The following is a 17,757-nucleotide window of genomic DNA, read 5'->3' on the forward strand; positions in this document are numbered from 1 at the left end:
AAGCTCCGCAATGATTGCGACCAGCTGGTTTCAGCGTCCTAATCTGGTTGAACGCACGCTCGCACTTGCGCGCGATACGGATGAGAGGGGAATACCAATGGAGAAGAAGGACATCGACTGGGGTAGCCTCGGTTTTGCCTACATGCATACCGACTACAGCTACGTCTCGAACTACAAGGACGGCGCCTGGGACGAGGGCACGCTCACGCCCGACCACACCGTCACGCTCTCCGAGTGCGCAGGGCTTCTCCACTACTGCCAGGAGGTCTTCGAGGGCCTCAAGGCCTACACCACCAGGAATGGCGATATCGTTTGCTTCCGCCCGGATCAGAACGCTGAGCGCATGTACAACTCCGCGAAGCGCATCTGCATGCCGCCGTTCCCCAAGGATCGCTTCGTGAAGGCCGTCGAGGAGGTCGTCAAGGCGAACGCTGCCTACGTCCCGCCCTTCGGCTCTGGCGCTACTCTCTACATCCGCCCACTCATGTTCGCGACCGGTGACGTCATTGGCGTGAAGCCTGCCGACGAGTACCAGTTCCGCATCCTCGTGACGCCCGTTGGTCCGTACTACAAGGGCGGCGTCAAGCCCGTCAAGCTGCAGGTCTCCAAGTTCGACCGCGCGGCACCCCATGGCACCGGCAACATCAAGGCCGGCCTCAACTACGCCATGAGCCTCTATCCCAGCGTCGAGGCGCACAGCAAGGGCTACGCGGACAACATGTTCCTCGATCCCAAGACCCGTACCTACGTCGAGGAGTCCGGCGGCGCCAACATCCTCTTCGTCAAGGAGGATGGCACCCTCGTTGTGCCGCAGTCCTTCACCGACTCCATCCTGCCTTCCGTGACGCGCCGCTCGCTGGTCGACGTGGCCGAGAAGATGCTGGGCATGAAGGTCGAACAGCGCCCCGTCAAGTTCCAGGAGATCCTGGACAACGAGTTCGTCGAGGCCGGTATGTGCGGCACCGCCGCGGTCATCTCGCCCGTGGGTGAGGTCGACAACGACGACGTCCACTACGTCTTCAAGAGCGGCATGGAGAACGTTGGTCCCGTCATGAAGAAGCTGCGCGAGACGCTCACCGGCATCCAGTCCGGCGAGATCGAGGACCAGTTTGGGTGGGTCCACAAGATCTGCTAGTCACCAGGTACATTTAGGCCGAAGGCCGGTTTCCTACGAGAAGTGCGCTGCGCGGAACTTCTCTACGGAAACCGGCCTTCGGCGTATCTGTGAGACAAAGGGACAGTCCCTTTGTCTCATAGGTGACTATCGATGTATCCACTTTTCCGTGCATGGTTCCAACTTCCTAGGCACTGAGGGGCGCGATTTCGATAGATAACGGCGTCTCTAGGCGCGAAAATGTCGGATTTGTTCCCGTTAGCGCTTGCGGGATTGAGTTGCCCGGTAAATTGATCCCGCAGCACAAAAAGTCCCCCGGCGACGAGAGCCGCCGGGGGACACTGGGCCGCACTAACAGTCCAACTTACTTCTTGGCCTTGCCCTGGTTGGCAACGGCGTTGATCTTTGCCTCGATGGTGGCGGGGTCGCCGATGTAGTGCTTGTCGAGGATGTTCCAGTCCTTGTCGAAGGTGTAAGAGCAAGGAACGCCCGTGGGGATGTTGACCTTGAGGATCTCTTCGGGGGTGAGGTGCTCAAGCTGCATCACGAGGGCGCGCAGCGAGTTGCCGTGGGCGGCGATAAGAACGCGCTTGCCGCTCTCGAGCTGCGGCTTGATCTCCTGCTCGAAGTACGGCCACGCACGGGCGATGGTGTCCTTCAGGCACTCGGTGTAGGGGAGGTCCTCCTGCGGCACGTCGCGGAACATGGCCTGGACGTGCGGGTCGCGCTCGTCGCCGGGCGTGAGCGCGGGCGGCTGGACGTCGAAGGAGCGGCGCCAGATGAGGACCTGCTCCTCACCGTGCTCCTCGGCGGCCTTGGCCTTGTTGAGGCCCTGGAGCGCGCCGTAGTGACGCTCGTTGAGGCGCCAGGTCTTGTGGACGGGCAGCCACGCGCGGTCCATCTCGTCAAGGACGATGTTCAGCGTGTGGATGGCGCGCTTGAGCAGCGAGGTGTAGCAGACGTCAAAGTCGAAGCCCTGCTCCTTCAGTGCCTTGCCGCCGGCAGCCGCCTCCGCGCGGCCGGTGTCGGTGAGGTCGACATCGGTCCAACCGGTGAAGAGGTTGAGCTTGTTCCACTCGGACTCGCCGTGACGAATGATCACGAGGTGCATGTTCTGGTCGTCAGCCATGGGCTTCCCTTCTCTTGGGCTTTTTCGTGCGCTTCCGCACACCTGTAGATAGTATGACGCAAAAGGGTATAGTTGACATAGGTTAACTTGAAGCTTGCATGAGGGAGGCACTCATGAATCCCCTTGATATTGTCATTGTCCTTGCGGTGGCCGCGGTGGTGGCCCTGTGCGTGCGCTCGATTGCCCGCGGCGAGACAAGCGAGTGCAGCACCTGCGGCGATGCCGGCTGCACGGCGCGCTACACCGGCGGGCACTGCCGTGCCGCCGACGACATGCTCCGCCGTGCCAACGAGGCGCTCGACAAGCCGGCGCACCACAGCGCTGGATAGGCATCCCAACGCTGGATAGTTCGCCAAAATCGGGCGGCTGTGGTTGCCCGAACGTGTCTCCCACGTCATAATTCCCTCCGATGGGAAGGTGGAAACAGGCACGAAATACGGTTGTGGGAACGTAGGTGTGATTGAGCAGTACCTGCGCCTGTGCCGTCGGGAGGAGACCCATGAGCACCGAGAAGGACATAGATTTCGTTCTGCGCACCGTTGAGGAGCGCGACATTCGATTCGTTCGCCTGTGGTTCACAGACGTGCTTGGCACGCTGAAGTCGTTCGCGATCTCGCCGGAGGAGCTCGAGGAGGCCTTCGAGGAGGGCATTGGCTTTGACGGCTCGTCGATTGACGGCTTTGCTCGCCTCGAGGAGTCGGACATGCTCGCCTTCCCCGATGCTGAGACGTTCCAGCTTCTGCCTTGGCGCCCCACCGAGAGCGGCGTGGCGCGCGTGTTCTGCAACATCTGCACGCCTTCGCGTGAGCCGTTCGCCGGCGACCCGCGCGGATGCCTCGAGCGCGTCTTCGAGCGCGCCGATCGCGAGGGCTACGTGTTCAACGTGGGTCCCAAGATCGAGTACTTCTACTTCGACAACGATGTGGACCCCGTGCCGCTTGACACCGCTGGCTACTTTGACCTCACGCCGAGCGACGTGGCAAACGACCTGCGCCGCCAGACCACACTCACGCTCGAGAAGATGTCCGTTCCCGTGCAGTACTCCTTCCATGGCGGCGGCCCGTCCCAGAACGTCATCGAGCTGCGCTTCACCGAGGCTGTGAGCTGCGCCGACAACATCATGTCCTCTCGCCTGGTCATCAAGCAGGAGGCCGCGGCCGAGGGGCTCTTCGCGTCGTTTATGCCCAAGCCTCTCTCGGATGCGCCGGGCTCCGCCATGTTCCTGTACCTCTCGCTCTTCGACCACGACGGCGAGAACCTCTTCTGGGCGCCCAAGACCGAGCACCCCGCGCACCTCTCCGAGCTGGCGCAGCACTTTGTAGCGGGCCTTCTCCGCTACGCGCCCGAGTTCACGCTGGTCACCAATCCCACGGTGAACTCGTACAAGCGCTTCATCACCTCCGGCGAGGTCCCCAACTACGCTACGTGGGGCCGCAAGAACCGTTCCGCGCTGGTACGCGTTCCTACGCACAAGCCCGGCAAGCACGTGGCAACGCGCGTCGAGCTGCGCAGCGCCGACAACACCGCCAACCCGTACCTTGCACTGGCCGTTACGCTGGCGGCGGGCCTCAAGGGCATCGAGGACGAGCTTGTGCTTCCCGAGGAGGCCACGGTCGACACCTTCTCGCAGAGCGAGCGCGAGCTTGCTGCCAAGGGCATCGAGCGCCTGCCGCGCACGCTGGGCGAGGCGGTCGATCGCTTCGAGGAATCCGAGCTCATGCGCGAGACGCTGGGCGAGCACATCTTCAACTACCTCGTAGAGAGCAAGCGTCGCGAGTGGGAGGAGTTCTGCACCACCGTCACCGACTGGGAGCGCGTCCACTACTACGGCGGCGTGTAGGCTGCGGCCTTCTCGTCGAGAGCTGTGTTGGATGCTGGGGCGTCCGCCGGAAAACCCGGTGGGCGCCTTTCTCATGAGACAAAGGGAGTTTCCCTTTGTCTCATTTTTGGCGCCGCGTTCTTGATCGCGGGCAGGCTTCTGCAGCTGGATCTTACGAGAAGGGCAATTCGGCTTCCCGGTATACCGCCGGGAGCTTCGACCCGTCCTCTCAGGACTTGGGCTTCCCTCCCTTCTCTCCTCCGTCGACGTCTTTGCCGTGGATTATTGCGCGTTATTCCTGAGAACTAATTGCTCAACTGGCCATATGCCACTACGGCGAGAAATAACGCGCAATAAATTCGGAGGATGGGGCGGGTTGCGTGGGTAGAGCGACAGTGCTGGCGGTGCGAGATGCGCCAGCTCTTGGGTCCTCTAATCACCTTCGTTCGGAGATTAGCTCCCTTTCTTAAAACGGCTTCGCGGCAACTGGGCAAACATCGGAGTCGTTTAAGAAATAGAGCTAAACTCTGCGGGCATGCGGCGCAAGTTTGAGGGCGGTGGCTGCCGGCGCCGGTCAGTAGGTGAGAGGGACGCGGCCACGCCTCACCCCGCACTTCCGGTTGGCAGCAGTTTTGGTTGAAACCCTTATGTGGCATTGCCAAGGCCGCACTTCGCTGACGTGCTGTTTATCAATACTCGAACTACTCGATACTCGGGGGTACCTCGAAAAACCGTATCCCAATCGTCAATGTCTGCCAACTCGACCACGCAGGACAAGTGGAGACTCGTCGCACCTGCCGCCCCACACGCCTGCCCAAAGACTCCACCTTATGCGCTTTGCTGCATAGGAATTCAATGACTCATACAGATAGTGCTCAAAATATTCCATAAACTGGCATAAAAATAGACAATGATGCATAAATTGTCGAAAAACAGCAGCTCACTCTTTGTCAATCTTGTTAAGAAACCGCGTTGCGCCGCCGTTCGCAGAGCCGTTGAGCCAAACTACTTGACCAACGGAGGGGTGGTATCAAGGCCGTAATGTTCCCCTCACGTCAGAGAGAAGAGCATCTCATGAAGCAGCTCGCGTCACTCACGCGCCGCGACTTTCTCGCGTGCGCAATGGCAGCCATGGGTACGGCGGCACTCGCCGGATGTGGCTCCGCGTCGTCCTCAACGGGCACCTCTAGCACCTCTACCAGCGCATCAACAATATCAGCCTCGCAGGACACCTACACCCTGGTGAAGGACGGGCAGCTCACCATTGCCTCCGACCTCGCCAATCCGCCGCTTGACTATACCGATACCTCGACAAACGAGCCCGCGGGCTTCGAGGTCGAGCTCATGCAGGCCATTGGCGAGAAGCTCGGCCTTACGAGCGTGTACCTCTCGCCCGTGAAGTTTGACACCATCATCCCCACCATCAAGCAGGGCGGCACGGCTGACGTGGGCGTCTCCAACTTCACCATCACCGATGAGCGCAAGCAGGAGATCGACTTCACCGACCCCTACCTTGACTCCAACCAGGGCCTTGTGACCGCAAAGACTGCCACCAAGACCACGCAGGACGACCTCAACTCTGCAGATGTCAAGGTGGCCGTGCAGGCCGGCACCACCGGCGAGTCCTGGGTCGAGGAGAACCTCCCCAACGCCACGCTGGTCTCGCTCGACGACCCGGTCGTGGCGCTCACGGGCGTCCAGTCCGGCCTCTACGACGCGGCCGTGGCTGATCTCCCCGTGGTCCAGTACCTCGTGAACAACTCCTTCACAGACTGCCAGGTCTCCATCGAGATTCCCACGGGCGAGCAGTACGGCATCGTCGTCTCTAAGGATAACCCCGCGCTCACGAGCGCGATTAACGACGCGCTGGCCCAGCTCGACGAGGACGGCACGCTAAAGGACCTCAAGACCAAGTGGTTTGGCTCAGACCTGTAACGGTCCGTGTCCACCGCCTGTAACGTAGTGCGGTAACAATGGGGGACAAGCACTGCCCGTCATCAGACGGGAGGGGAAGGAAGAAGGGAACACCATGAAGAATTCCATGAGCAGGCGTCAGTTCATCCTCGCCGCAGGCGCCCTTGCGGGCAGCGCGGTGCTCGCGGGTTGCGGTGGCAGCTCCACGAGCAGCTCAAGCACGTCTACCAGCACGGACTCGTCCTCGAGCAGCGCGTCCGCAAGCGACGACTCCTACACGCTCGTGAAGGACGGCACCCTGACCGTCGTGGCCGAGCTGGGCTTTGCCCCGTTCGAGTACATGAACGACCAGACTGGCGACCCCGAGGGCTTCGACGTCGACGTCATCAACGCCGTCGCAGAGAAGATGGGCCTCCAGTGCGAGTACCTGCCTAACCAGAAGTTCGATACCCTGGTGCCTCTCATCAAGCAGGGCGGAAAGGCCGACGTCTCCATCGCCGCCATCACGATTACCGACGTGCGCGAGGAGTCCGTCGACTTCTCCGAGCCTTACCTCGACTCCAACCAGGCTATCGTTGCCATCAAGGGTTCCACCGAGACCGAGGCGACCCTGAACGACGCCTCCAAGCAGGTTGTCTGCCAGGGTGGCACCACCGGTAACGATTGGATCACCGAGAACCTCCCCAACGCCACGTGCGTGCCCGTCGACGACGTCACGGCCGCCCTCACCGGCGTCCAGACCGGCCTCTACAACGCCATGGTCGTCGACCTCCCCGTTGCCAAGTACATGCTCACCAACTCCTTCTCCGACCTGGACATCATCGAGGAGATCGCCACGGGCGAGCAGTATGGCATCGCGATCTCTAAGGACAACCCCAACCTCACGAAGGCCGTCAACAAGGCGCTCGAGGACATGAAGAGCGACGGCACGATGGACTCCATCGAGACTAAGTGGTTCGGCTCGACCATCTAGCAGGCATCATCAGGCACGGAAACGACGGCGGGGCCACACGGCCCCGCTTTCCAGTCAGGAGCAATTACCTTGTCACACATGCATGAGAACGCCATGACGAGAGGGGAGAGCCACCACACGCGGTGCGTGCCCGCGCTTGCCCTCGCGCTTTCGGTTGCGCTCGTCCTTGTTGCCACCTTGGCGCTTCTCCCCGTGAGTGCGCTTGCCATGACCACCAACAAGGCCACGGCGCGCCCCAACGAGGACGGCGGCTCCGGCGTCATTGGCGCCATGGACACGCGTCTTACCTGGGAGGGAACGGTCGGCGACGACGAGGAGGTCTCCTCGATCACGCTGAGTCTCCCCGAGGGCGCGACCTTTGACCACGCGAGCACCCGCATCACCGTGCTCGATGGCCTCAACCGCACGAGCATCGACGGTACCGCCACCTCGTCGGGCAACTCGGTGGATGTGCAGTTCTCGGAGGGCATTCCCGCGGGCTCGCTCGTGCGCCTTGAGATTACGAACATGCAGTTCCCCGCCGACGGCGGCGACTACGTGGTCTCGGGCGGCTACACCACCGCGGACGGCCAGTCGCACGTGCTTGACGATTCCGCCGCCATCACGGTGATTGCCAACACGCCGCTCCAGGCGGCCGTGAGCTGGCTCGACGCGCAGCCCTGGGTTGCGGCGTGGAACTCCAACCCGTTCCTCGGCATGTTTTTCAAGCCCCAGCTGCTCCTGACCTCGTTTGCGTCGCTCTTCCCCGGCTGGCTCGTCTGCCTGGGCATCGTTCTTGCCTGCTACCCGTTTGCCATCGTGCTTGGCCTGGCCTTCGCTATGCTCAAGACCAGCCGCCACAAGGTGCTGCGCGCCATCGCCATCTGCTACATCAACCTTTTGCGCGGCACGCCGCTCTTCCTGCAGATCTACATCATGTTCTTTGGCCTGCCCATGGTTGGCATCAATATCGACAACAACGTCTTGGGCGTCATTGTGATGGCCGTGAACTCCTCGGCGTACCTGGCCGAGATCTTCCGCGCGGGCATCCAGTCCATCCCGCAGGGCCAGTACGAGGCAGCGGCCTCCCTGGGCATGAACGGCTTCCAGACCATGACCTCCATCATCCTGCCGCAGACCGTGCGCCGCGTCATCCCCACGGTTACCAGCGACTTCATCACGTCCTACAAGGACACGTCGCTGCTCTCCTCGGTGGGTGTCATGGAGCTCATGATGTTCTCGAAGAACCTCACCACCACGACGGGCAACATCACGCCGTACATGGCTGCGGCTATCTACTACCTCATCGTGACGCTGCCGCTCATCAAGGTTGTTGGCATCATCGAGAACAACATCGCCCGTTCCGAGCGCGGTGGCGGCCCCAGGCCCAAGCGCCGTGCCGTGGCCGGCGCATCTCAGCAGGCCTCTAAGGCCGAGGAGGAGCTTACCGCCTCTGCCGAGGTCTCCCACGTCGAGGCGGCTAAGCCTGCCGCCGACGTCTTTGCGGCCCTCTCGGCGCCGTTTGTCTCGCATCCCACCGTCGACCTTGGAGGTGTCGCAGATGGCGAGTAAGCACCGTCATTCGCATGGGGACGTGCCCGTCGTCCCCGATGCCCTCTCTGCCGAGGAGGCAGCAAACCTCGCCTTTGCCTCGGACCAGACCCTCACCAAGCACCACTTCACCGAGGGCGAGCACCCCATCGTGCGCATCGAGCACCTCAACAAGTCCTTCGACGAGACGAAGGTCCTGCGCGACGTCAACCTGGACGTGTGGCCGGGCGAGGTCGTCGTGGTGCTGGGACCGTCTGGCTCGGGCAAGTCGACGATGTTGCGCTGCATCAACCTGCTGGAGACGCCCACGGCCGGCCACATCCTGATCGAGGACCAGGAGATCACGGGGCAGAGCAAGACCGACGTCAACAAGCTGCGCCGCGAGGTTGGCATGGTTTTCCAGTCGTTCAACCTCTTCCCGCACCTCACCGCCAAGCAGAATGTGATGATCGGCCAGACCAAGGTCCTCAAGCGCTCCAAGGAGGACGCCGAGGCCGAGGCCATGAAGCAGCTCACGGCCGTTGGCCTGGCGGACCGCGCGGACTTCAAGCCGCCCCAGCTCTCCGGCGGCCAGCAGCAGCGCGTGGCCATCGCTCGCGCCGTGGCCATGCACCCCAACGTGCTGCTTTTCGACGAGCCCACGAGCGCCTTGGACCCGGAGTTGGTCCGTGGTGTCCTCGACGTCATCCGTGACCTTGCCGAGAACTCCGGCATGACCATGATCGTGGTCACGCACGAGATGGACTTTGCCCGCGAGGTCGCCGATCGCGTGGTCTTCATGGAGGACGGCGTGGTGGTCGAGCAGGGCGTGCCCGAGAAGGTCTTCGACCATCCCGAGAATGCGCGCACGGCCGAGTTTTTGGGTTCCATCGGCTAGCTGGTCGTGCGCGGAGGCTGTGCGGCCGCGTTCTTGCTTGTGTTTGAGGGACAAACTAGCCTCAAGCTGTCCCAAAGATATGTGCACAGTTTGTGAGTTGGGGGCGTCGCATCGGCTGCAGCCGCGTGCGGCGCCCCCTTCTAGCTGCGTCTCGTTTGGATTTTGTTGAGGCTCGCTAGCCACGTGCGCGGCTGTGCTACTCTGTTTTCTGGACTATGAACAAGCTGCAATAGCTTTGACCAACCGGCAGGGGGCTAGAGTGCATCACAAGAACATCCTGCTCATATCTGGTACCACGCGCCTGCACGACCGCATGCGCGAGCTTTCCCACGCTATCGACGTCTCCATTGCCCTTGCAAACGAGGAGACCTTCTCGCAGGCAGTTTCTTCTGGGCACGAGTTTGACCTCGTCATTCTCGACGCGGACGGCATGTCTCAGGACACCCTCAACGCCGTGGATTCCTTTGTCGCTGAGAATGGCTTTATTCCCATGCTGCTGGTGCAGGACCCGGACAAGCTCTCCACCATGCGCATGCCCACGCAGGGCAAGAACGACTTCATCCTCTCCACGGCCGGCGTCGACGAGCTTGAGGTTCGCTGCTCGCTTCTTCTGTGGCCGGGCGAGGAGAGCGCTCCCGCGGACATCGTGACCGTGGACAACATGACCATCAACCTGGCCACCTACCAGGTCTACATTGACGAGAAGCCCGTTGACCTTACACTCATGGAGTACTCGCTCCTGTCGTTTCTGGCCACGCACCCGTCGCGCGCCTACTCGCGCGAGACGCTGCTGCACCGCGTGTGGGGCTTCGAGTACTGCGGCGGCACGCGTACCGTCGACGTGCACATTCGTCGCGTGCGCTCCAAGGTTGGCCCGCAGGTCGCGGCGCACATCGTTACCATCCGCGGCGTGGGGTACCTCTTCCGCGTGTAGGCGTGGTTGCCTGGGGATAGATTGAGTTGCCAGGGGCTGCCAAAGGGCGGCCCCTTTTTTGTGCGAGCCCGCGTCCCACGGCGAGCCCGCGACTCGCTGAGCAGTAGCTTGTCTCGTCTCGAGTTATTGCGCGATTTTTCTAGTTAGAATTGCATTTAACCAGTTGACACTCTGTTCATAAAGAAATTTCGTGCAATAAATTGCCGAGAGGACCTACTGTCTGATGGGGGAACCTCGCAATTTGCCGAGAAGACCTGCCAGCTGGCGGGACCCGACACCTCGAGATGACGCTGCGAGGAGAGCCGGATTGCTCACCCCGCCTACCCCCAGCCGTTCTTTCTGCCCCCAGCTGTTCTTTAGCGGTATTTGAGAACCGGACTCGACATTTCCGCAGGTCGCTAGAATTGCCGTTCTCAAATACCGCTAAAGAATGCAAGGGGGGATGCCACAAGAAGGCAGAGAGACAAAGTTCCTTGCCACGAGGGACTTTCAGGAACACAAAAGACTTGTTGCGCAGGCGTGGCGATGCCGCGCCCCGCGCGGCACCCTTGTCGTATCGGGGTACATTCACAGACGTAAGCAGGACGGCCCGGTGGGCCGCCACAGATGAAGGGTGGGACGTTTCCATGGCAGACTATTCCACGGGCGAGCCTGGTGAGGGCATGGCCGGCGCCGGCTCGACCCCTCAGCAGAACCAGGGTGCCGAGCCAACGCAGGCCCAGCCCACGCAGAGCTACGACTACGCAAACTATGGTGGCAAGGGTGCAGCGTACTCGCCAAGCGCCGGCTACGTCAACGCTAGCCAGCAGGCTGGGTCGCAGCCGGGGCAGACGACGCAGCAGCCCCAGCCCGTGCAGCCCGCAGCGGGCGGCAACGGCGGCTCGGGCAACGGCGGAGATAAGCCGAGCAAGGACAAGAAGGGCGGCGTGAGCAAGCCCATCGTTGCGGGTGCCATTTCCGGCGTCGTGGCGACGCTCGTCGTGGTGCTCGTGCTAAGTCTCACGGGCTTCTTTGGCAAGTCCACCACAGCCACGGGCTCCAGCTCCTCCTCGGGCAGCTCTAGCTCCAGCAACGGCACCATCAACATCACGTCGAGCGATACCGACGCGTCGACGGCCGAGGCTGTGGCAGCAAAGGCCATGCCCTCCGTTGTTTCGGTGAACGTCACCACCGACAGCGGCGAGGGCCTTGGCTCCGGCGTCATCCTCGACACCGACGGCGACATTATCACGAACTACCACGTGATTGACGGTGCCACCTCCATCAGCGTGACCATCGACGGCAAGAGCTACGAGGCCAGCGTGGTTGGCTCCGATTCCTCCTCCGACCTCGCGGTCATCAAGGCCGACCTCAACGGCGACTCCGTGACGCCCATTGAGGTGGGCGACTCCTCCCAGCTCAACGTTGGTTCCTGGGTCATGACCATCGGCAGTCCGTTTGGCCTTGACCAGTCCGTCTCCGAGGGCATCGTCTCTGCGCTGTACCGCAACGAGCTCCTGCAGTCCAGCTCGGGCGACACCATCTACACCAACCTTATCCAGGTTGACGCTGCTATCAACCCCGGCAACTCCGGTGGCGCGCTCGTGAACGACCAGGGCCAGCTCGTGGGCATCTCCACGCTCTACTCGTCCTCGACTGAGTCCTTCGCGGGCATCGGCTTTGCCATTCCCGGCAACTACGCTGTCGAGATCGCCAACAAGATCATCAGCGGCGAGGAAGTCACGCATGCCTACATTGGTCTCTCGATGCAGACCGTGAACGCACAGAACGCTCGCTCCAACGGTCTCGCTGTGAACCAGGGCGCCTACGTGGCCGAGGTAGTCTCCGGCGGTCCTGCAGACCAGGCCGGTATCCAGAAGGGCGACATCATCGTTGCCATGGACGGCGAGGAGATTACCTCCGCCGACGGCATGGTCCTAGCGGTGCGCTCGCATGACATTGGCGACACCGTCACCGTAACCGTTGTGCGCGGCACCGAGACCAAGGACCTCACGGTGACGCTTGGCTCCGACGAGGCGCTGCAGGCCCAGCGCGAGCAGGAGAACTCCTCCTCTAACAGCACCACCGGGAACGGCATTGGCCTGAATGGCGATGGCACCGGCCTGAATGGCGACGGCACCGGCAACGGCACCACGCAGGACGAGCTCGAGCAGTGGATCGAGGAGCGCATGCAGCAGCGCCAGAACTCCACCGGCTCCTATACCACTGGCAGTGGGGCGAGCTACTCGACCGACGCCGAGACAACTACTCTTTCGGCGGAGGGTTGGGCAGCGTAGGTCGGCACCAACACAATGCAACGCCACACGCGGCGAGGGCCCTGGGTTCCCGCCGCGTTTTCCTGTCTCGCTTTGTGCGGTAGTACGGAGTCCCTTGAGGCTGCCATTGCAACCGTTGTTACCGGGCCGTAGGGAGAAATCCTTGGGTCCTGCGGAAACTTCTCCGCCAGTCCATGGGCCGGTAATAAGGGATGGCCAGGTGCCCCCGTTGTTGCCGGCCCGTTGAGCAGCGAGGGCATTTTGCCAGTTGGCGAGAGAAGCTTGCCACGCGCCGGTAACAAGAAACAAACCCCTTCCGCTCGTTGTTGCCGGCCCGTTGAGCAGCGCGAGCATTTGGCCAGTTGGTGCGCGCAAAGGAGAACGTGCCGGCAACAAGCTGCGGATCCTGCCATGCTGCTTTGTCTCGCTAAATAATGTCGCGCGGGCCGTGTACCCTTTATGCAGGAACATCGCCAAAGGAGGTCCCATGGCCGAGATAAAGTGTCCCAACTGCGGGAAGGTCTTCCAGGTGGACGAGGCGGGCTACGCGCAGATTCTGCAGCAGGTGCGTGACGCCGAGTTCAAGCGCCAGCTGGACGAGCAGCGCGCCCTTATGGAGCAGCGCGAGGCAGCCGCTGTCGAGGCGGCGCGCGCCAAGGCCGAGGAGGCGCTGAGAGCCGAGGTTGCAAAGCTCTCCTCGCAGCTTGAGCAGACACAGGCGTCGGCCAGGGTCCAGCAGGCAACCGCCGAGAAGAACGCGCAGGAGCGCCTTGCGCAGGTCCAGAACGAGGCCGCGCAGAAACTTGCTGAGACGCAGCAGGAGTCTGCAAGCCAACTTGCCGAGAGGGACGCGAGCATCGCGCGCCTCACCGAGCAGCTGCGCGCGCAGGAGGAGCGTGCCAAGGGTGCGCAAGAGCTTGCGGTGACGCGCGCCACCGCCGAGCGCGACCGTCGTGTGGTCGAGCTCGAGTCGCAGGTTCAGGAGGTCGCGGCCAAGAAGGACCAAGAGATCGCCGTGCTCAACCAGCGCCTGGTGGAGCAGGAGAAGTACAAGGACCAGGAGATCCGCGACCGCGACGACGAGATAGAGCGCATCAAGAACCAGCGCTCGCGCCTCTCGGTCAAGCTCATAGGTGAGACGCTCGAGCAGCACTGCGAGTCCGAGTTCAACAAGGTGCGCATGATGGCGTTCCCGCGTGCGGAGTTCCACAAGGACAACGATGTGGTCGACGGCAGCAAGGGCGACTACGTCTTTAGGGAGTGCGACGAGTCCGGCACCGAGATCGTCTCGATCATGTTTGATATGAAGAACGAGGACGACAACTCCGTCAACCGCAAGCGCAACGAGGACCACTTTGCCAAGCTCGATCGCGACCGTCGCAACAAGCACTGCGAGTATGCGGTACTGGTCTCCACGCTCGAGCCCGAGAGCGAGCTCTACAACGCGGGCATTGTGGACGTCTCGTATCGGTACCCCAAGATGTACGTGGTGCGTCCGCAGTTCTTCCTGCCCATCATCAGCCTCCTGAGGAATGCCGGCCTCAATGCCGTCTCGGCTCGTCGCGAGCTGGCCGAGGTGCGCCAGCAGAACCTCGACGTCACCAACTTCGAGGAGAAGCTCGAGAAGTTCAAGCTGGGCTTTGGGCGCAATTACGAGCAGGCCTCCAAGCGCTTCTCGGAGGCAATCGAGCAGATAGACCGCTCCATCGCGTCGCTGCAGAAGGTGAAGGAGAGCCTTACCAAGTCCGAGAATCAGCTGAGGCTTGCCAACGACAAGGCGGAGGACCTCACCATCAGGCGCCTTACTCGTGGCAACAAGACCATGAAGGCGGCGTTCGAGGAGGCGGCACAGGTGCGTGCGGAAAAGGTCGCGGCGGGGGAGGGCGCCAATCCCGCGGGGCACGACGAGGGCGACCCCGCCAACGCCGTCGAGCCGGACTCAGTGGAGTAGGACGGTTTGGGCCGTGCGGGAGTTGGGGACGCCGGCGGTACGTGCGCTACACATTCGGGTCCGAACATGTGACCCGTGCAGGTCGATACACAATCGGCGTCCGAATGTGTAGCGGTCGTAAACGCAACCTTCTCGTTTGACAAGTACCCCAAAGGGGTATATTCTCTCGTGTTGAAAGATGCCCCAGGGGAGTATTTCTCCCCAGCACGAACAGGAAGGAGCCAGCATGGAGACAACCGAGCACGCGTGCCCTGGGACAAATTCCGAGACGTGCGCCCACATGAAGCAGACGCCCCGCTCCGAGGAGCTCAAGCACGACGTCCCCTGCCGTATCAATCGTGCCATCGGGCAGCTCAACGGCGTCAAGTCCATGGTCGAGGAAGATCGCTACTGCGGTGACGTCCTGACGCAGCTCGCGGCGGTGGAGTCCGCGGTGAAGGCCGTGAGCCGCGAGATCATGCAGGACCACCTCGAGACCTGCGTGGTCGAGCGCATCCAGGCGGGCGACACCGAGGTCGTGGACGAGGTCATGCGCCTCTTCAAGAAGTTCATGTGAGTCTCGCGTAAGGCGAGGTCAGACAGCATTTCCCTGCTCCCAGGGACGCAACAGCGAAGGGAACCAAGCACTATGAAGCAAACGTTCGACATCACGGGCATGACCTGCGCGGCCTGCTCGGCACGGGTTGGCAAGGCCGCATCCGGCGTGCCTGGGGTGACAGAGGCCAACGTCAACCTGCTCAAGAACTCGATGGAACTCGATTACGACGGCAACCCCAAGACGGCGCAGGCTGTGGTCGCGGCCATCGAGAAGGAAGGCTATGGCGCGTCTCCGCGGCAGGAGGCAAGCGGCACCGCCCCGCACAGCTCGTTCGTCGACCCCAGGGAGGGCGCTCAGAAGGCGATCGATGCCAAGCAGAAGCAGCTTGTTTGGTCCATCGTTTTTGGTGTGCCCCTCTTCTACCTGGCCATGGGTCCCATGCTTGGCTGGCCGGAGGTTCCCGGTCTTGCCGGCATGCAGGGTATGATGGCCTCCGCGGTGACGCAACTCCTTCTCGCCACCTGCGTGCTCTTTGTCAACCGCAGCTACTTTGTCATGGGGTTCAAGACGCTGGCGCACCTCTCGCCCAACATGGACTCGCTCATCGCCATTGGGTCCGCGGCGAGCTATGCCTACAGCCTGGTGGGGGTCTACCAGATGGCGCTGGCACTTGGCGCCATGGACCTTGAGGGCGCCCACTACGCCATGATGCACTCGCTGTACTTTGACTCGGCCGGCACCATCCTTGTGCTCATCACGCTGGGCAAGTACTTCGAGGCCCGCGCCAAGGGCAAGACGACCTCTGCCATCAGCGCGCTCATGGACCTCGCGCCCAAGACGGCTCGCGTGCGCCGCGACGGCCAGGAGGTCGAGGTACCCACCGACGAGGTGCGCGTGGGAGACCTTGTGGTGGTGCGCGCCGGCGAGTCCGTGCCTGTCGACGGCGTCATTCGCGAGGGCTCTGCCTCGATCGACGAGTCCGCCATCACCGGCGAGCCGGTTCCTGCCGAGAAGGGCGTGGGCGACCGCGTGACCGGCGCCACCGTGAGCCAGCGCGGTTGGTTTGCCATGGAGGCCACGGCTGTTGGCGACGACACGGCGCTTGCGAGCATCATCCGCCTCGTGGACGAGGCCACCAGCTCCAAGGCACCCATCGAGCGCCAGGCCGACAAGATCGCCGGCGTCTTTGTTCCGGTGGTCATGGCGATAGCGGCCGTTACCTTCCTAGGCTGGATTGCCATCTTTGCCCCTGGTGACTTTGCAACCGCGTTCAACCATGCCGTCTCGGTGCTGGTCATCTCGTGCCCCTGCGCGCTTGGTCTTGCTACGCCCACGGCAATCATGGTAGGCACGGAGCGCGGCGCCAAGGTGGGAATCCTCATCAAGAGCGCCGAGGCCCTTGAGGGCGCCTGCGACCTGGACACCGTGGTGCTCGACAAGACCGGCACCATCACCGAGGGCAAGCCGCGCGTGACCGACGTGCGCCTGGCCGCCGGCGTGGACGAGAACGAGCTGGCACGCGTTGCCGCCGCGCTCGAGCGCAAGAGCGAGCATCCGCTGGCGCAGGCCGTCTGCGACTACGTGGACGAGGCACATGCAGGCGCTGATAAGGACGTGGACTCCGCAGGGTTCGAGCAGGTCGCTGGTGGTGGCGTGCGCGCCACAATCGACGGCGTGCCCGCTATCGCGGGCAACGCCCGTCTCATGGCGTCCGCTGGCGTGGACGTCTCGGCGCTCGCCCCGCAGGCGGACGAGCTTGCGGCCCAGGCAAAGACGCCGCTCTACCTTGCGCTTGATGGCCATGCGCTGGGACTTCTCGGCGTGGCAGACGTGGTGAAGGAGACCTCGGCCTCGGCCGTGGCACGCCTGCGCCGCATGGGCGTGCGCACCATCATGCTTACGGGCGACCAGGCCAAGACTGCCGAGGCCGTGGCACGCCAGGTGGGCGTCGACGAGGTCGTAGCCGGTGTGCTGCCCAGCCAGAAGGAGCAGAAGGTTCGCGAGCTGCAGGGGCAGGGCCACAAGGTGGCCATGGTGGGTGACGGCATCAACGACGCCCCTGCGCTCGCCCGCGCCGACGTGGGCATCGCCATTGGCGCTGGCACCGACGTTGCCATTAGCTCGGCAGACGTGGTGCTCATGCACTCCGACCCGGCAGACGTTGCCACCGCCATCGAGCTGAGCCACGCCACCATGCGCGACATCCGCCAGAACCTGTTCTGGGCGCTGTTCTACAACGCGATCTGCATCCCCGTTGCCATGGGCGTGCTCTCGCCTCTGGGCGTCACGCTCAACCCCATGGTGGGTGCGGCTGCAATGGGCTTCTCGTCCGTGTTCGTGGTATCGAACGCGCTCAGGCTCTTTGCCTGGAAGCCCAGCCAGGCCAGCGAGGACGATGTTGCGCCTGTTGACACCAAGGTAATTCCGGCCGTCGCGGAGCACGATGCCGTAGCCACGGCCGAGGTCAAGAATGCGACTGCCGCGGAGGCAGCCGCCAACGAGAGGAGCACAGCTATGGAGAAGAAGCTTAACGTCGAGGGCATGATGTGCGACCACTGCGTTGCTCACGTGACTAAGGCGCTCGAGGGCGTTCCGGGCGTGAGCTCGGTAAAGGTCTCGCTTGCGGACAAGGACGCCGTGGTCGAAGCTGCGCCCGAGGTCACCGATGAGGCCCTTGTCGCCGCCGTTAAGGACGCCGGCTACGAGGCAACGGTGGCGTAGCG

General features: G+C 62.7%; 13 protein-coding genes. 12 read left to right on the plus strand and 1 reads right to left on the minus strand.

The genetic code is table 11. The annotated features are described in order from the left end of the window. The first annotated feature begins 97 nt into the window (after positions 1-97). Positions 98-1,135: a branched-chain amino acid aminotransferase gene (locus AUL39_RS08500; protein WP_042088820.1), complete on the plus strand. Its 1,038-nt coding sequence runs from the start codon at positions 98-100 to the stop codon at positions 1,133-1,135. Between the two features lie 343 nt (positions 1,136-1,478). On the opposite strand, the gene gpmA is transcribed toward AUL39_RS08500, so the two are convergent. Next, complete coding sequence (gene gpmA, locus AUL39_RS08505; RefSeq protein ID WP_059055271.1) at positions 1,479-2,243, minus strand: 2,3-diphosphoglycerate-dependent phosphoglycerate mutase; 765 nt, start codon at positions 2,241-2,243, stop codon at positions 1,479-1,481. Positions 2,244-2,356: 113 nt separating this feature from the next. Here gpmA and AUL39_RS08510 point away from each other — a divergent pair, with 113 nt between their 5' ends. The 11 genes from AUL39_RS08510 (at position 2,357) to AUL39_RS08560 (ending at position 17,755) form a co-directional block, all read left to right on the plus strand. Next, positions 2,357-2,572, plus strand: coding sequence for a hypothetical protein (locus AUL39_RS08510; RefSeq protein WP_059055273.1), 216 nt, complete (start codon positions 2,357-2,359; stop codon positions 2,570-2,572). A 170-nt stretch (positions 2,573-2,742) separates the two neighbouring features. After that, positions 2,743-4,083, plus strand: a complete 1,341-nt coding sequence (locus tag AUL39_RS08515; protein WP_059055275.1) for a glutamine synthetase family protein — start codon at positions 2,743-2,745, stop codon at positions 4,081-4,083. Between the two features lie 1,053 nt (positions 4,084-5,136). Further along, entirely contained in the window at positions 5,137-5,997 is an 861-nt protein-coding gene (locus tag AUL39_RS08520; RefSeq protein WP_235810810.1) for an amino acid ABC transporter substrate-binding protein, read from the plus strand. Between the two features lie 94 nt (positions 5,998-6,091). Beyond that, complete coding sequence (locus AUL39_RS08525) at positions 6,092-6,949, plus strand: ABC transporter substrate-binding protein (RefSeq protein ID WP_059055279.1); 858 nt, start codon at positions 6,092-6,094, stop codon at positions 6,947-6,949. A 93-nt stretch (positions 6,950-7,042) separates the two neighbouring features. Continuing rightward, the gene (locus AUL39_RS08530) at positions 7,043-8,500 is read left to right on the plus strand and encodes an amino acid ABC transporter permease (RefSeq protein WP_235810811.1); all 1,458 of its coding nucleotides are present in this window, start codon (positions 7,043-7,045) and stop codon (positions 8,498-8,500) included. After that, a complete protein-coding gene (locus AUL39_RS08535) occupies positions 8,490-9,356 on the plus strand; it encodes an amino acid ABC transporter ATP-binding protein (protein WP_082667342.1) in 867 nt (288 codons plus the stop codon). Before AUL39_RS08530 ends, AUL39_RS08535 begins: the two co-directional genes overlap by 11 nt. A 259-nt stretch (positions 9,357-9,615) precedes the next feature. Next, positions 9,616-10,290 carry a response regulator transcription factor gene (locus AUL39_RS08540; protein WP_032110180.1) on the plus strand — a complete coding sequence of 225 codons (675 nt, stop codon included), beginning with the start codon at positions 9,616-9,618 and terminating at the stop codon, positions 10,288-10,290. A gap of 626 nt (positions 10,291-10,916) precedes the next feature. Beyond that, positions 10,917-12,566: a S1C family serine protease gene (locus tag AUL39_RS08545; protein WP_059055282.1), complete on the plus strand. Its 1,650-nt coding sequence runs from the start codon at positions 10,917-10,919 to the stop codon at positions 12,564-12,566. 466 nt (positions 12,567-13,032) lie between these two features. Continuing rightward, a complete protein-coding gene (locus tag AUL39_RS08550; RefSeq protein WP_070807599.1) occupies positions 13,033-14,496 on the plus strand; it encodes a DUF2130 domain-containing protein in 1,464 nt (487 codons plus the stop codon). A gap of 226 nt (positions 14,497-14,722) precedes the next feature. Next, a complete protein-coding gene (locus AUL39_RS08555) occupies positions 14,723-15,052 on the plus strand; it encodes a metal-sensing transcriptional repressor (protein ID WP_059055284.1) in 330 nt (109 codons plus the stop codon). Between the two features lie 72 nt (positions 15,053-15,124). Further along, a complete protein-coding gene (locus AUL39_RS08560; protein ID WP_059055287.1) occupies positions 15,125-17,755 on the plus strand; it encodes a heavy metal translocating P-type ATPase in 2,631 nt (876 codons plus the stop codon). Positions 17,756-17,757: the final 2 nt, after the last annotated feature.

The sequence above is a fragment of the Tractidigestivibacter scatoligenes genome (assembly GCF_001494635.1).
GTDB lineage: Bacteria > Actinomycetota > Coriobacteriia > Coriobacteriales > Atopobiaceae > Tractidigestivibacter > Tractidigestivibacter scatoligenes.